Below are 14,713 nucleotides of genomic sequence, written 5' to 3' on the forward strand. Positions count from 1 at the left end.
GTTGGGGTTGGCGTTGGCGTATCGATCACCGCCCAGGGGCCCCACTGGTCGGCGGCGCTGGGGACATTGCCCTGGGTCCACCACTTGGCCTTGTAGCTGACGCCCTGGTAAAGCACGCACTGGCCGCCAGTGTAGACGGTGGCGGCATCCCAGACGGCGCACGCCTCGACGGCGGCGAGCAGGGTGTTTGGCGTGGCGGTCGTGCCTTCCTGGCCGCCGCCGCAAGCGACAAGCACGCCGCTAAGCAGGGCCATCAATAATGCATTCGATTTCATGTGGTATGGGTCTCCGTTATGGTTGTACATCGAGAGCGCGTTGCAGGCCCCTCTAGGGGCTCTTGTCAACTGTTATCCCTGGCTGGCTAGTCCTGCACTTGCTGTTACTGCAAACTCACATTCCAGTTGGCTTCCACGCATTTCACGTAGTTCCCGGCCAGCAAGGCGCTGTACGGGGTTTGGTAGCTGACCAGTTGGCATTGGTTCTCGCCACCGGCATTCCAGTTCTTTTCCCAATAGATGTTGTAGGACGCGGAACTGGCCGGGGTGAAGCGTTGCATGTTGGCGCAAGACAATTGTTCGCCGGAATAATCCCAGCCCATGTCGGCGGCAAACTGCTTGTAGTAATCGATGCGGTTTTGCGCGGCCTGCTTTTCCGTACCCTGCCCGCATTCGGCATTGATGATCATGATGGTGGTGGCGAAATTATTGCCCGCGCCAGCCGTCATATCGGCCGCGTTCGGCACCCAGGTGCCATCGAGCACGTGCAGCATCGACGGCTTCGGCGGCTGCGGATAGACAAAGAAGAACGTGGCCGAGGCCAGGTTCAGCCAGGTCGAGGCGACCAGGTCCGGATTTTTCAGCAGCACGGACTGGTCGCCGTCATGCATGGCTTGCGAGAATGGGCCGTAGTTGTAGTTGTACGACAGTTGCTTGGCGCCGCGGCCGAAATACTTCTTGAAGCTACCGTCGGCATTCTTGCCGCAAGTCCACACCTTGTTGAAGACGGGATCGGCGCATTCGATGTTGTAGCCGCAGCCCGCACCCATCTCGTCGCAGCCCAGTTCGCGCAAATACTTCAAGCCCTGGCGCCATTGCGGCAAGGGGCTGCTGGCGTTGTGGTCGCCCGTTTCCTGCCCGAAGTGGGCGAACATGGTGGCCAGGCTATGCCGGCAAATGGCATCCGCATTGCGCCCGTCGCCATAGTCGTCGCACACGGCGGGGAACTTGGCCACGGCTTGCAGGAAGCGCCGGTAGGTATAGCTGGCGTCGCGCGCGGCAAAATAATAATCCCACTTCGCCGCCGGCAGCAGGCGCTCGACGCGCTTGACGTTGAGCGGATTGCTGGCCAGGCCAGGCTGCACGGCCTCGACGGCCGTATTGCCCAGGGTACGGATCGAGGCCTTGACCTTGCGAAAGAAATCGTTATTCGTCAACGCCGCCTCGTTCGCCTCGGCCTGGGCCTTGGTGGGCACGCCGGGCGTGGGCGTCGGTGTCGGGGTGGGTGTCGGTGTCGGTGTCGGGGTGGGTGTCGGTGTCGGTGTCGGTGTCGGTGTCGGGGTCGGTGTCGGTGTGGGCGTTGGTGTCGGGGTGGTCGTATCGAGGCTCCACGGCCCCCACTGCTCGTTGTTCGGCGCCGTGCCCTGTACCCACCATTTGGCCCGGTACACCTTGCCGTCGTAGACGGCGCACTGCCCCGCCGTGTAGACGGCAGCGGCGCTCCAGGCCGCGCAACTATCGCTGGCGGCCGTTGCGGCCAGCAGGGTCGATGGGGGTTCGGTGGTGGAATTGCCGCCGCAAGCGAGCAGCGCGCTGCCCAGCAGGCCAGCCATCATAGGCGAGGCCAGCCGGCTAATTTGCCGTGTCTTCACAATGTCTCCTGAACGTTATACGAAAACTATCGAAGTAGCTTTTTATGTTGTACGTAAAGAAAGCACAGCGAAGCGTCGGCTTTCTGCACAGAGAATGCGACGCCAGAAATTGGTAGTCAAGTGGTTTTATACAACGGTGTTTTTTACAATACCAGTGACTTCAGGCGGTCCGGCTGCGGCATGCGAAGCGAAGAATGGGGGGAGGACAAAAACAGCGTTTCTCAGCAACTGCGGGCAATACCGCGCCGGCAGCGGCGCGGCAAGTGGTCTTGTCACTACCGCGCGTGTTTTCAGGCGGATGGCGTTGCCGCACGCTGGTGTTGCGGATAATACAGGTCATAAAACCAGCCATACGCGCTTTCGATCTGCGCCTGGATGCGCGGCGGTATCGCATGCGGCCCGGGGGCACAGATCACCGCCTGTTGGCGATGCGTGTATTTCATGCGGTAATGGCTGTCGCTTTCCTGGATACCCACGGCCAGATTCTGCGGATCGATCTGGCATGGCGCCAGGCCCAGCCATGCGTACAGGTGCGACATGCACTCCACCGGCCGCGCCATCAAGTCTTCGAAGCGCACGAAATACAATTTTTTCTGCACTGCGGCAGGCAAGTCCAGCACGGCACTCAGGGAACTCAGGGGAGCGCCTATGCTGCGGTCCTTGGCAAACAGCATGTCGGCCCTTCCCATGCGGTCGAAATCGGCCAGGTGATCGATGAAGTCGACAAGGATGGTGCGCTGGTGCTGCGCTTCGATGGAGCCATAGACTTGCCCCAGTTCGCGCACGCAGACGATGATTTTCGCTTCCGGCGCCAGTTGCAGCAGCATTTCCACGCAATGCAGCCAGGCGCGGTTCTTGTCGACCACGCCCTGCTTGCCGCAATCCTGGTACCAGCCGCGCAGGAAGCCCTGCATGGCCGTTTTCAGGTGGCCATAACTGGCATCGAAAGAACTATCGAGCTGCGACAGGAAAAAGGCATCGTCGCTGACCATGCGCCGCATGCCCAGCAAGGCGTTGCACAGGGGCGAGCTATTGCCTTCGCAATGCAGGTCGGGATGCTGCGCCAGCAACTGGCACAGCAAGGTGGAGCCCGCGCGTGGCAAACCGGCCACGCCGATAAAATGGGATGTCATGCGATTGTACTTTCAGTTCGGCGCCGCTCTTCTGACGAAAAACAAGGGGAAGGTGCACTCATTATAAGAGTGTTGCGACGACGCGAGGGACTAAAAAATGCCGCTTCGAAACACGAAGCGGCATTCCAACGCCAGCATGCGGTGACGCCGCAGGCCTTACTGGTTTTCCTGGCTTTGCTGGCGCGTGTTGCCGCCAGCGTCGGTCGGCAGGCGCAGGCCGCTGTCCACCACGCTCAGGCGCAAGCCTGGCAAGACATTGCTGACGACATTGCCGGCCAGCTGCACCACCGGTGCGCTGCCCGAGCCGCCCTGCTCTCCCTCGCGCGGCCCATCCTGCGTGCCTGCGGGCTTGACAGGCGCCGTCTCGCCACTGACGATCATGTCGGCCTGCACCATATTGCCTTGCGATGGCGTCACGGCGACGGCCGCGATCACGCTCGCGACAGCGCTTTGCAGCGCCTCCGTCGGCTTGACTTTCAGCACGCCGTCAACATAGTTCAGGGCGTAATTGTTTGACGCCTGGCCCGCTGCCGAGACCAGATAATTGCCGGCTGCCGAGCCCGTCGTCGCCGACGTGCTGAACGCCAGCTTGCCGCTCACTTCAGCGGCCACCGTGTCGCCACCGAGCAAGCCGCTATAGCTGGCGCTGAAGTCAGGATTGGCGCGTCCCTGGTCTTTTTCAGCGTTATCGACTTTCACCGTCAGCGCCGCTTGCGAGATCGTGGCCGTGGTGCTGGCGGTACTGTTGACCACGTAATTGCCCGCATCCGCGCCGCTCAGGCGTATGCCGGCCACCGCCACCGTCTTGCCCACGCCCGCATGCTTGTCGCTGAAGCTGGCGCCATTGCTGATAATACTCAGTTGATCATTGCCGAGACGGTTGTCGCGCAAGGAAATGACGGCATTCGTGGTGGCGTCATACACCTTGTTGATGCCGCTGGCGCTGACCGTCAAGGCGGCTGGCGTGATAGTGGCCGTGGTGCTGGCCTGGTTGCTAACCAGCACATAGTTACCCGCATCGGCACCGGCCAGGCCCAGACCGCTGATGGTCACGCTCTTGCCGATCGCGACATTCTTGTCGCTGAACGTGCCAAGCACGGGGACACTGGCCAGGCTCAAGACGTCGCCGGCCACCATGCCATTGAAGCTGGCGCCCGCCAGGTTCAGGCTGGCTGCCGTGCCACCGTCATACACCTTGTTCGCCGCCACGATACCGGCAATGGCGCTGATGGACGCCGGCGTGATACTCGCCGTCAAGCCGGTCGAGTTGCTGACCGTGTAGTTGCTGGCCGCCCCCGAACCGTCGAGCAAGGTGGTGCCGCTGACTGTCACGGTTTTCGCATTGCCCGCGTTCTTGTCGCTGAATGCCCCCGTCTGGCCGGCGATGACCAGGGTTTCGCCAGCCACCAGGCCGACCAGGCTGCCACCACTGATTTGCGCCACCGCATTGCCGTCATACACTTTGCTGCCCGCCACCTGGCCAGTCACCGTCAGCGCCTTCGGCGTGATATCGGCCGTGCCACTGGACGTGGTGCTGCCCAGGATGTAGTTGCCCGCATCAACGCCTGTCAGGGTGAGGCCACTGACCGACACGACCTTGCCCACGCCCGCATTCTTGTCGCTGAAGGCGCCGCTGCCGGCCAGCGTCAGCGTATCGCCGCTGATCTTGCCAGTGAGGTTCGCCGCACCGTTGAGCGTGGCCGTGATCAAACCATCATATATCTTGTTGTCGACACCTATGTTCGTCACGCTGCTGATGCTCGCCCTGGCGATATCGGCCGTCACCCCGGTGGCGTCACTAAAAGCGTAGTTACTGGCCAGACCGCTCCCATCGGTGACCGTCGCCCCCGTGACTGTGACGACCTTGGCCGAAGCAGCGTTCTTGTCGCTGAAAGTGCCAGTCTGGACAGACAAGTCCAGGTTAAGCATTTCCAAACCGACCAAGCCGCTTAATACGCCGCCCGACAGCGATGCCTGCCGGGAGCCGTCGTAAGCCCGGTTCGACGCCGTCACGCCCGTCACCGTGAGAGCTTTCGGCGTGATTATGGATGAATTGTTTTTTGACGATGGGGGACGGGGACGGGGACGGAAGGCTGCTTGAACTTCCGCGAGGCATCTCGACGTGACAAGCCTCCAACATATCAGCCGGGGGCTGACATGCGGGAGGACTGTGGAGAGGAAGACGGGAGGAAATGCGTTACCGTGCTGAACTGGCCAAGCACTACCTGGACAGCACGTATTTCGCCAGGGTCGCCGCATCGGCTACACTGAGCTGACTGAATGGCGGCATGGGCACGGGGCCCCATTTGCCGGCGCCGCCGCTGCGGATGTTCGCCGCCACGGCAGCAACACTGTCCTTGCCCCGGTATCTGGCCGCCACCTCCGCAAAGCCGGGGCCAACCACTTTCTGCTCGAGGGCGTGGCATGCCATGCAGCCATTCGCCGCCAGCATGGTTTGGACATTGTTGCCATTGGCGGGCGGAACCGCCGCTGCTGCTGGCCTGGCGACGGCCGCGCCCGTTGTTGCGGCACCCCGCTCCGCGCCATAGGTTTTCACAAGGTAATCGACCATGGCGGGCATGTCCGCATCGTCAAACTGGGCGCCGAACGGCTTTTTCATCTTCTTGACGGTGGCTTCCCAGTAGGCGCGCGGCGAGGCAGGCGGCTGGCTCGATGCATACTGGGCCGCGTGGCACGTCATGCAGTTGCGCTGCACCAGCTGGTAGCCGGGCAATGCGCTGGGTTGATAAGTTGCCGTTTCCGGCGGTAAATGGATTTCCAGCGCGCCCGCGCTGCCGGCAAGCGTCAAGGCCACGACGGTGGCTAGTGTTCTTATCAGCATGTGATCCTCCTCAAACTGCCTGGATGCGCGTGGTTTCCACCACGTTGCGCATATAACCCATGGGATTCCACAGGGCTTTCATCGGCTGGCTCTGGCCAATGCGGTTGACGGCGCGCACCATCAGCACATGCTTGCCCTTGCGCGGCGCCTTCAACAGCATCGTCCATTCGCGGAAGGAAAAGCGCCCCAGGTCCTTGCCCAGCGTTGCTTCCTGCCAACTCTGGCCGCCATCGACTGAAATCGCCACTTCGCTGATACCGTGGCCGCCATCAAAAGCGATGCCGCGCAAGGCCAGGTCGCGCCCCGCCTTTACCTGCGCGCCATCTTGCACGCTGGTAATGAAGGAGCGCACGTTGAGGCGGCTGATCGGGGTCGTCTTGCCCACCGGCGTACCCGGCTCGATGAAGCCGGAGCCATTGTCGGGAATGCGGTAGCCCGTGCTCATCCAGAAACCGTCGAAGGGCTTGTCGAGCACACTGATGTCGCTCAGGTGCTTGACCCAGTAAGTGCCGTAATAGCCGGGCACGATCAGGCGCAGCGGATAGCCGTTGAGGAAGGGAATGTCTTCGCCATTCATGGCCCAGGCCAGCAGCACGTCGCCGGCCATGATGTGTTCGACGGACAAGGCTTTCTGAAAATCCGGGCCGTCGCCCACGGGCGGCGTTTCCAGTCCATTGAAGGCAACCTGCACGGCCCCGGCCCCGATACCGGCCTTTTCCAGCACGGTTTTCAGGGCAATGCCCGTCCAGCGGGCATTGCCCATGGCGCCATTGCCCAGCTGCCCGCCATTCGCGCGCGGGGCAAAGAAACCGCGGCTGTTGCCCGAGCATTGCGTCACGGCCACCACATCCACCGGGTCGGCCAGCTGTTTCAGTTCCGCCAGCGACAGCTCGAGCGGCGTCTTGACCAGACCGGCGACGCGCAGGCGGTAGCTGTCGCCATTGATACTGGTAGGCAAGCCGCTCCAGTGATAGCGCACGAAAAACGCGTCGTTGGGGGTCAGCACGCCTTCGTTGAAGACACTGAACGGCGTTTCCAGCTGGGGCGGACGGCTGGTCAAAAGGATCAGCGGGCGCTTTTGCGGAAAGGCCACCAGTTCGCGCTCGCCATTTTCAAACGGCAAGGTGACAGAGGCTGCAAGTGTCGGCCCCGCCACTGCGGCAGCGCCCAGGGCGGCCGTGGTGCGCAGGAAGCGGCGCCGGCTTGCGGGCAACAAGGTAGTGTCAGACATGTTTGAGCTCCACTTTGGTGTCGGCCGCTTCACCGCCGTTGCGGTCATCGTTGACCAGCTTCTTAATGTAATACATGACGCTCATGATGACCACGCTCAACAGGCCGAACCAGAACGATACGCGCTGCTCCGTATCGGACGACACGCTCATGGCCCCCAGGATCACCAGCATGGCGATGATGGTGAAATACGTCAGGTAAGGAAACAGCCACATGCGCACCTTGATGCGTTCCGGGCACTCGCGCTCCAGGCGACGACGCAAACGCAATTGAGATATCGCAATGAGCAGGTAGACAAACAGGATCAGGATGCCATAGGAATTGACGATGAAGGGGAACACGAGGTCGGCCGACACATACGACACGGCAATGGCGAAATAGGCGAACAAGGTACTGAACAAAATAGCGCGTATGGGCACGCCATTCTTGCTCAGCTTGACCAGGCCGGTAGGCGCGTCGCCACGGCGCGTCAGCGCGAAAATCATGCGCGACGAGGCGTACAGGCTGGAATTCAAGGCCGACAGCACGGCCGTCAAAATGATGGCGTTCATGATGTGGGCTGCGTACGGGATATTCATGACGGTCAGGGCGCTGACGAAGGGCGTGGCGATGGCCGGCGAATCCCAGGGCACGATGCAGACGACGACAAACATGGACCCTACATAAAACATCAGCACGCGGGTGATGACGGAATTGGTGGCGCGGGCGATGGCCTTGGCCGGGTCCGACGTTTCGGCGGCGGCGATGGTGACGATTTCGGCGCCCGAATAAAAGGCCGTGGCGGCGACGGCGCCACTGAGCACGGGTCCCCAGCCGTGCGGCATGAAGCCGCCGTTGCTGGTCAGGAAACCCAGGCTGGGGATGCTGTTGGGCAAGCTGCCCGTGATGAAGAGGGCACCGACAAACAGGAAGACGACGATGGCGACCACCTTGATCGAGGCGAACCAGAACTCGAATTCGCCAAACGCTTTCACGGAGAACAGATTGAGCACCGTCATCGACACCAGCAAGACCAGGCTGATCGACCATGAGGGCACGTCGGGCAGCCAGAAGTTGACCAGCTTGGCGCCAGCGATGGCTTCCAGCGCCACGACGACGACCCAGAAATACCAGTACATCCAGCCGCTCATGAAGCCGAGGAATTTCGATACTTTCGGCTTGTCGTCGAAGGCCAGGCGCGCATATTCGTAAAAGGAGCCGACCACGGGCAGGGACGAGGCCAGTTCGCCCAGCATGCGCATGATCAGGACGACCAGGCCGCCCGTGAGCAAGAAGGAAAGGATGGCGGCCGGGCCGGCGGCCTTGGCGATGACGCCACTGCCGACAAAGAGGCCGGCGCCGATCACGCCGCCGATGGCGATCATGCTCATGTGGCGTTGCTTCAGCGAGTGCTGCAGGCCGGTGTTGTTGTGGTTATCGCTAATCATGTGTGTCTCCTAGTAATATCTGAAGCTCGGTGCGCCCTCGCCTGCTGCGGCCTGGTTTCTGCCGCGCGGCTTTGTTTTATTTAGGCAACACCGTCAAGCAGCATCGATACATCATCAAATCAGTCTGGTTGGCTGCATGCCATAAGTCAATCTGGAAATGCAGCGGCCCGGCGCGGCGCCCAAGGGACAAGCGCGCTGGAGGATACTTACGGGGTATGGCGGCTTAAAAAAACAGGAGCGGCGGCATCACTTGTGGCGTGCGCGCCACTCCCGGGAACGTCTTACACCTTGCCCTTCCATGGCACGAGGGACCGTTCGAGGTAACGCATCATCAAATCAAACAGGAAAGCGAAGAAGCCGATCACGATAATGCCCATGATCACGACATCGCTGGCCAGGAACTCGGACGCGCTCAGCACCATGTAGCCGAGGCCGCGCGTGGCCGCCACCATCTCGCCAGCCACCAGGGTGGTCCAGCCCACGCCGATGCCGATGCGCATGCCGGTGAGGATTTCCGGAATCGCGGCACGCAAAATCACGTGCACGATCACCTGGAAACGGGTGGCACCCATCGAATAGGCCGCGTGGATTTGCTCCAGCGATACGGAGCTGACACCGGCGCGTGCCGCAATCGCCATCGGTGCAAAGATGGCCAGGAAGATCAGATAGACCTTCGAGAATTCACCGATGCCGAACCAGATGATAACCAGTGGCAGGTATGCAAGCGGCGGCAACGGACGGTAGAACTCGATCAAGGGATCGAAGATGCCGCGCGCCACGCGATTGACGCCCATCATCACGCCGATGGGAATGGCGAGCAGGCAAGCCAGGCCAAAGGCGCCGAACACGCGCACCAGGCTGGCGACCGTGTGTTCCCACAGGGTGGCGCCACCGAAACCGGTGGTCGCCGCCATGATGAATTTTTCATAGACGGCTTGCGGCGACGGCAAGAACAGCGGTTTGACCATGCCGCTGGCTGTCACGCCGAACCACAGCAGCAGCACGGCGACGACGGTGACGCTGGCGATGCGGCTGGAATTGCCCTGCCCCGGTGCGCCGAACGCTTCGCCGGGCATGGCGCAGCGGGGGGCGAACAGGCGCGCAAAAAAGCCGGCGCGCTTGGCGTTAGTGGGCGGAAATCCCGCGACGGATGGGCTATGCATGGGACACCTCCAGTTCTTTACTGACTGCGCGTTCATCGCCATAAATGATATTGAGCACCGTTTCGCGCATCTTGATGAAGTCCGGGCTCGATTTCACGGCGCGCGCATCGCGGCATTCGAGGAAGCGCTTGTTGAAATCGAGTTCATACGTATGCGTGATGCGGCCCGGACGGGGCGACATGACGATCAGCCGGTTCGCCAGGAACAGCGCCTCGTCGACGCTGTGGGTAATGAAGAAGAACATGGTGCTGGACTTGGCCCAGATGTCGAGCAGCAATTCCTGGATGGTTTCGCGCGTCAGCGCGTCGAGCGCCGCCATCGGTTCATCCATCAGCAGCATGGCGGGATTGCTGGTCAGGGCGCGGGCGATGCCGACCCTTTGCTGCATGCCGCCCGACAATTGATAAATCATATTGTCGTGAAAGTCCTTCAAACCGACCAGCGCCAGGTTTTTCGCCGCCTGTTCGCGCCGCACGGCTTTAGTCACGCCTTGCAGCTTCAAGCCGAATTCCACGTTTTCCATCACATTCAGCCACGGTAGCAAGGCGTGTTTCTGGAACACCACGCCACGGTCGGCGCCCGGCCCTTCCACCTTGTTGTCCCCGAGCATGATGTCGCCCTTGGACGGGGCGATAAAGCCCGCCATCAGGCTCAGCAAGGTTGTCTTGCCGCAACCGGAGGCGCCCAGCGCGACGACGAAGTCGCCGCTATTGATCGTCAGGTTGATATTATTTAAGGCATGTACGCGTTCACCGGCCGTCTTGCCCGGATAAATCACGCTGACATCCTTGACGTAGAGATTTTCCATCGTGTGCCCCGCATAGGTGTAGTCACTTCAGTTCAACGCATTCTGTTCAACCAGCGCACCCACGGGCGCGCCATCGCACAACGTTTACTTCAGCAGGCCGGCGGCCTGTGCATACTTCGGTGTCACATATTTGGCGTAATCGCTTGCCAGGGTGTCGATCTTGCCTTCGCCCTTCAAAAATTGCGCCGTGGCCAGCAAGGCTTGCGCCACGCCGCCCTTCGCGCCACCACCGAGCCAGGCCGGCGAAGCCTGTTCCTGTAGCGACGGGTAGGCGTACAGGGCCACGGAAGCGGCCACGTCTTTGGCAGCCGCGCCCGAATGCTTGACGTTGGCTTTCACTTGCGGCGAATCGACGGTCCACGCCTTGGGATTGGCGCGGTAGTCGGCATCAAAGGCAGCCATCACCTTGACGAACTTGGCCATGAAGTCGGCATTCGCCTCGCCCCAGGCGCGCTCGACGGCCATTCCGTCAAAGGTGGCTTTGCCCTTCTTGCTCAGTTCGCCGGAAGTGACCAGCACCTTGCCGCTTTGCTTGAGCTTGCTCAAGGCCGGGTCCCACACGAAGGCGGCATCGATATCGCCCCGCTCCCAGGCGGCGGCGATCTGGTTTGGCTGCATGTTGAGCAATTTCACTTCGGATGGCTTGATGCCCCAGGTTTCCAGCGCGAACATGGTGTGAAAGTGCGTGGTGGACACAAACGGCACGGCGATCTTCTTGCCGCGCAAGTCGGTGGGTTTGCTGATGCCGGCGCCACTACGGGCCACCATCGCTTCGGCTTCATTGATGTCGTCGATGATCCAGAACAGCTGTAGATCAACGCCGCGGCTGACGGCTGCCGTCAGGGGGCTGGACCCGATGACGCCGATCTGCACGTCGCCGGAAGCCATGCCGGTCGCCACCTTGGCGCCCGAATCGAACTTGCGCCAGTTGATTTTATAGCCGGTGGTTTTCTCGACTTCGCCGCTGGCGATCGCCACCAGGAAGGGACCGTTGATTTCCTGGTAGGCAATCGTCACTTCCTTGCCTTGTGCCAAGGCCGTGCCGCTGGAGGCGACCGCCAGGCCCAGCACCAGGGTGCCGAGGACGGCACGGCGCATCGTTGAAAAAACCGTGTTTTTGCTCGTATTTGTGTTCATGTCTCACTCCAAGATTTATTGTTATGTGTGAACGTGCGGGCAATCTCATCCCTTGCGGGAGGCGCCGCTGGTCGATCTATGTCAACGCATGCGGCGGCTTAGTACGGCGGCTGCTATTACTATTTAAAACACTTCATCCTTCAAGTGATACCAGCGGTACAGGAAGCGCTGACCAAGGCGGCGGAACGGGGCAAACGCTTGCGACTCGACCAGTTCCATCATGTTGGGATACGGCAGTTTCGAATTGAAGATCGGCAAGCCCGTGTCGCTGGCCTTGCCAGCGATGCGTTCGGCCATGCGCCGCCCTGCCTGCGCCGAGTACATGACGCCGTTGCCGCCATAACCGAGCGAATAGAAAATCGATTGCTTCGGGTCCGGCTGCACGATGCGCGGCATCATGTCGTGGCTGACGTCGACCCAGCCCCACCACGAATAATCGATGGCGATACCGGTCAGCGCGGGGAACTTGCGGTGCAGATCGTTGATCAAAAACTGTTTGTACCTGTCGTCCGGCGCGTCGGCGCCCGTGATGGCGCTGCGGCTGCCGATCTGCACGCGCTTGTCCGGCATCAAGCGGTAGTAGTGGCGCAAGATGCGCGTATCCGTGATCACCTGGTGGGTGCGGAAGTTGCACGCCTCGATTTCCGCCGGGGTCAACGGACGCGTGACGAGCGAGTTGGACAAAATAGGCAACAAGCGGTTCTTCACTTGCGGATGCAGATGGGGCGAGGTGTAGCCGCCCGTGGCCACGGCCACGGCACGGGCGCGCACCACGCCGCCCGGCGTTTGCAGATAATGCACGCCGTTGCGCGTTTCCCAGCCCATCACGGGGCTGGACGGGTGCACCTTGGCGCCCAACGCGCGCGCCTTGCGCAAGTAGCCGAACGCCAGCTTGCCCGCGTGGATGCCGATACCTTCCGGCTCGTGCAGCGCGCCAGCCGCTTCCTTGTCGTCGACGAATTCGCGCTTGACGGTGTCGGCATCGAGAATGCGGGCGTCATATTTGAAGATCTCGCGCATGACCTTGGCTTCTTTTTCCAGCGCGGGCATGGCTTTCGCCTTGTGGGCGATGTACAGGTGACCGCCCGGTTGCGGGTCGCAATCGATGTCGGCCGTGATCTTCTTGAACGTTTGCATCGCATCGCACACTTCCGCGTGCAACTTCAAGGCCGTGTCCATGCCATAGCGGTCTATCCACTGCGAGCGCTTCAGGCGGCCCGTCGTGCACTGGGCCTGGCCGCCATTGCGCGTGCTGCAGCCCCAGCTGACGCGGTTCGCTTCCAGCACGGTGGCCTTGATACCGTGTTCCTGCGCCAGGAAGATGGCGCAGGAGAGACCGGTAAAACCCGAGCCGATGATGGCCACGTCGACGTCGATGTCATGCGTGATGGGGCCGTCATCGGCCGGTGGTTCGCCGGCCGTGCCGATCCAGTAGGTGGGCGCGTAGGCATTGCCGTGGCCGGGGCGCTGGGCCACCAGCGGATCGAAGGCGGGATCGTAGGGCGTGCGGGCGGCCGTGCTGTTGCCCAGTACGCCAGGCGGGGTGTCGACAGGTTTGTTCATGGTCATTCCTGGTGAACGTGCTGGCTCAGGCTTTGGCAGCCGTGACGACCGGTGGGCGATCCTTGCGGAAGGCGTTCTTCACGGCGATCTTGCCGTCGCGGAAGGTGAAGATGTCGACCATGCGCGCTTCGATGCGCGTGCCGTCCGCCTTGGTGCCGGCAAAGGTCGATTCCGTCACGCCGCGCTCGCCGCTGACGAAATGCTCGGGCTTGAGCCAGGCGGCATCGGGGAACGTTTGCCAGGCCAGCTCGAAGCCGGCGCGCACGGCGTCGCGGCCAATAAAACTCTTGCCCAGCAAGTCAGGGCCGGCCACGGCGTGGAATTCGCAATCGTCCGTCATGGCGGCCATCAGGGCCTCGATATCGTGGCGGTTCCAGGCATCGCCGAACGCTTGCAGAAAATCAGTAGTAACGACGGTGGTAGGTGTGCGTGTGTTCATTCTTGTCTCCGTAAATCGTTTTTGATACGCTACGTTCCGTTTTTTGTCTTTTATTGAATTTAAGCCTTAAGCATGGCCTTGTCAAATCAAATAATCCAAAAAACGGGACGCCTTGTATTCTTTAATGAAATTATGATGTTTTAGTGATAATCTGTGAGAATTTGGTCACAACACCAAAGTCGCAAATTCCGGGGTCAGACCCGCCGGGTCTGACCCCAGCTTTTGGCCGCTGGCTCAGTAATCAAACATAGTCTTTATATTTGTCCAGATGGCGGATGGGTTTGCTCAGCGCATCGCGGCGGAACGGGTCGCCCAGCTCGCGCGTGCACATGATTTCGATGATGGTGGTCTTGCCTTCATTCATCTGCATGTCGATGGCTTTCTTCAAGGCCGGACCCACGTCTTCCAGCTTGTCGACCGTGATGCCTTCGGCGCCCATGGCGCGCGCAATTTCCGCGAAGCTCTGGTTGTCGAGCTCACCGGCGACAAAGCGGCGGTTGTAGAAATCCACCTGGTTTTTCTTTTCCGCGCCCCACTGGCGGTTGTGGAAGACCACGGCCGTGACAGGAATGTTGTGGCGCACGCAGGTCATCGTTTCCATCAGGCTCATGCCCCAGGCGCCGTCGCCCGCATACGACACGGCCGGACGGTGCGGTGCGGCCACTTTCGCGCCGATGATGGTCGGAAACGCGTAGCCGCAGTTGCCAAAGCTCATCGCCGCAAAGAAGCTGCGCGGCTTTTCGAAGCGCAAGTAACTATTGGCCACCGAGTTGATGTTGCCGATGTCGGTCGACACCATCACGTCTTCCGGCATGGCTTTTTCCAGCTCGCGCAAGACCTGGCGCGGGTGCAGATAGCTGCCCGGCTCTTTCTTTTGCTCTTCGATCATATCCAGGCTGTACGCATCTTTTTCATGCGTCCAGTTGGTCAATTCCTCTTCCCACGCGGCCTTCTCCGCTTGCACGGTGGCATAGCGCTCGGCGCGCGTCGCGTCGCAATCGAGCGTCTTGCCATCCAGGCGCGCCAGGATGGCTTTGGCGGCTGCCTTGGCATCGCCGCAGATGCCCACCGAAATCTTTTTCACCAGGCCCAGCATCTTGTTGT

13 protein-coding genes are annotated in these 14,713 nt (G+C 61.1%); all 13 read right to left on the minus strand.

Going from position 1 to position 14,713, the window contains the following annotated elements; genetic code table 11:
* A partial coding sequence (locus K0F85_RS29120) for a carbohydrate-binding protein (RefSeq protein ID WP_306984376.1) occupies positions 1-275 on the minus strand: 275 nt, incomplete at its 3' end.
* Positions 276-379: 104 nt separating this feature from the next.
* A complete protein-coding gene (locus tag K0F85_RS11920) occupies positions 380-1,867 on the minus strand; it encodes a glycoside hydrolase family 19 protein (RefSeq protein WP_257572707.1) in 1,488 nt (495 codons plus the stop codon).
* 290 nt (positions 1,868-2,157) lie between these two features.
* On the minus strand, positions 2,158-3,000 hold the full coding sequence (locus tag K0F85_RS11925; RefSeq protein WP_219116238.1) for a sulfotransferase: 843 nt from the start codon (positions 2,998-3,000) through the stop codon (positions 2,158-2,160).
* A 156-nt stretch (positions 3,001-3,156) separates the two neighbouring features.
* Positions 3,157-5,259: a YDG domain-containing protein gene (locus tag K0F85_RS11930; RefSeq protein WP_257572708.1), complete on the minus strand. Its 2,103-nt coding sequence runs from the start codon at positions 5,257-5,259 to the stop codon at positions 3,157-3,159.
* The gene (locus K0F85_RS11935) at positions 5,222-5,842 is read right to left on the minus strand and encodes a c-type cytochrome (protein ID WP_219116240.1); all 621 of its coding nucleotides are present in this window, start codon (positions 5,840-5,842) and stop codon (positions 5,222-5,224) included. The genes K0F85_RS11930 and K0F85_RS11935 overlap by 38 nt, the downstream gene beginning before the upstream one ends.
* 10 nt (positions 5,843-5,852) lie before the next feature.
* The gene (locus K0F85_RS11940) at positions 5,853-7,073 is read right to left on the minus strand and encodes a molybdopterin-dependent oxidoreductase (RefSeq protein ID WP_219116241.1); all 1,221 of its coding nucleotides are present in this window, start codon (positions 7,071-7,073) and stop codon (positions 5,853-5,855) included.
* Positions 7,066-8,499 carry an amino acid permease gene (locus K0F85_RS11945; RefSeq protein ID WP_219116242.1) on the minus strand — a complete coding sequence of 478 codons (1,434 nt, stop codon included), beginning with the start codon at positions 8,497-8,499 and terminating at the stop codon, positions 7,066-7,068. Before K0F85_RS11945 ends, K0F85_RS11940 begins: the two co-directional genes overlap by 8 nt.
* Before the next feature lie 281 nt (positions 8,500-8,780).
* Entirely contained in the window at positions 8,781-9,575 is a 795-nt protein-coding gene (locus K0F85_RS11950) for an ABC transporter permease subunit (protein WP_257572738.1), read from the minus strand.
* A 79-nt stretch (positions 9,576-9,654) separates the two neighbouring features.
* Complete coding sequence (locus K0F85_RS11955) at positions 9,655-10,470, minus strand: taurine ABC transporter ATP-binding protein (protein ID WP_219116244.1); 816 nt, start codon at positions 10,468-10,470, stop codon at positions 9,655-9,657.
* Positions 10,471-10,554: 84 nt separating this feature from the next.
* Positions 10,555-11,607 (minus strand): taurine ABC transporter substrate-binding protein, encoded by a 1,053-nt coding sequence (gene tauA, locus K0F85_RS11960; RefSeq protein WP_219116245.1) that lies wholly within the window; start codon positions 11,605-11,607, stop codon positions 10,555-10,557.
* Positions 11,608-11,730: 123 nt separating this feature from the next.
* Positions 11,731-13,170 carry an FAD-binding oxidoreductase gene (locus K0F85_RS11965; RefSeq protein WP_219116246.1) on the minus strand — a complete coding sequence of 480 codons (1,440 nt, stop codon included), beginning with the start codon at positions 13,168-13,170 and terminating at the stop codon, positions 11,731-11,733.
* 25 nt (positions 13,171-13,195) lie between these two features.
* The gene (locus K0F85_RS11970) at positions 13,196-13,609 is read right to left on the minus strand and encodes a nuclear transport factor 2 family protein (RefSeq protein WP_219116247.1); all 414 of its coding nucleotides are present in this window, start codon (positions 13,607-13,609) and stop codon (positions 13,196-13,198) included.
* A 241-nt stretch (positions 13,610-13,850) separates the two neighbouring features.
* On the minus strand, positions 13,851-14,713 hold an 863-nt coding region (locus K0F85_RS11975), incomplete at its 5' end, for a thiamine pyrophosphate-dependent enzyme (RefSeq protein WP_257572709.1).

Source organism: Janthinobacterium sp. UMAB-56 (genome assembly GCF_900095265.1).
In the GTDB taxonomy this organism is placed as follows: domain Bacteria; phylum Pseudomonadota; class Gammaproteobacteria; order Burkholderiales; family Burkholderiaceae_D; genus Janthinobacterium.

Excerpts from the sequence above, each read along its gene's own strand:
- K0F85_RS11925 (WP_219116238.1), bottom strand. The coding sequence starts at position 3,000 with ATGACATCCCATTTTATCGGCGTGGCCGGTTTGCCACGCGCGGGCTCC.
- K0F85_RS11930 (WP_257572708.1), bottom strand. The coding sequence starts at position 5,259 with ATGCGGCGACCCTGGCGAAATACGTGCTGTCCAGGTAGTGCTTGGCCA.
- K0F85_RS11935 (WP_219116240.1), bottom strand. The coding sequence starts at position 5,842 with ATGCTGATAAGAACACTAGCCACCGTCGTGGCCTTGACGCTTGCCGGC.
- K0F85_RS11940 (WP_219116241.1), bottom strand. The coding sequence starts at position 7,073 with ATGTCTGACACTACCTTGTTGCCCGCAAGCCGGCGCCGCTTCCTGCGC.
- K0F85_RS11945 (WP_219116242.1), bottom strand. The coding sequence starts at position 8,499 with ATGATTAGCGATAACCACAACAACACCGGCCTGCAGCACTCGCTGAAG.
- K0F85_RS11950 (WP_257572738.1), bottom strand. The coding sequence starts at position 9,575 with ATGCCCGGCGAAGCGTTCGGCGCACCGGGGCAGGGCAATTCCAGCCGC.
- K0F85_RS11955 (WP_219116244.1), bottom strand. The coding sequence starts at position 10,470 with ATGGAAAATCTCTACGTCAAGGATGTCAGCGTGATTTATCCGGGCAAG.
- tauA (WP_219116245.1), bottom strand. The coding sequence starts at position 11,607 with ATGAACACAAATACGAGCAAAAACACGGTTTTTTCAACGATGCGCCGT.
- K0F85_RS11965 (WP_219116246.1), bottom strand. The coding sequence starts at position 13,170 with ATGAACAAACCTGTCGACACCCCGCCTGGCGTACTGGGCAACAGCACG.
- K0F85_RS11970 (WP_219116247.1), bottom strand. The coding sequence starts at position 13,609 with ATGAACACACGCACACCTACCACCGTCGTTACTACTGATTTTCTGCAA.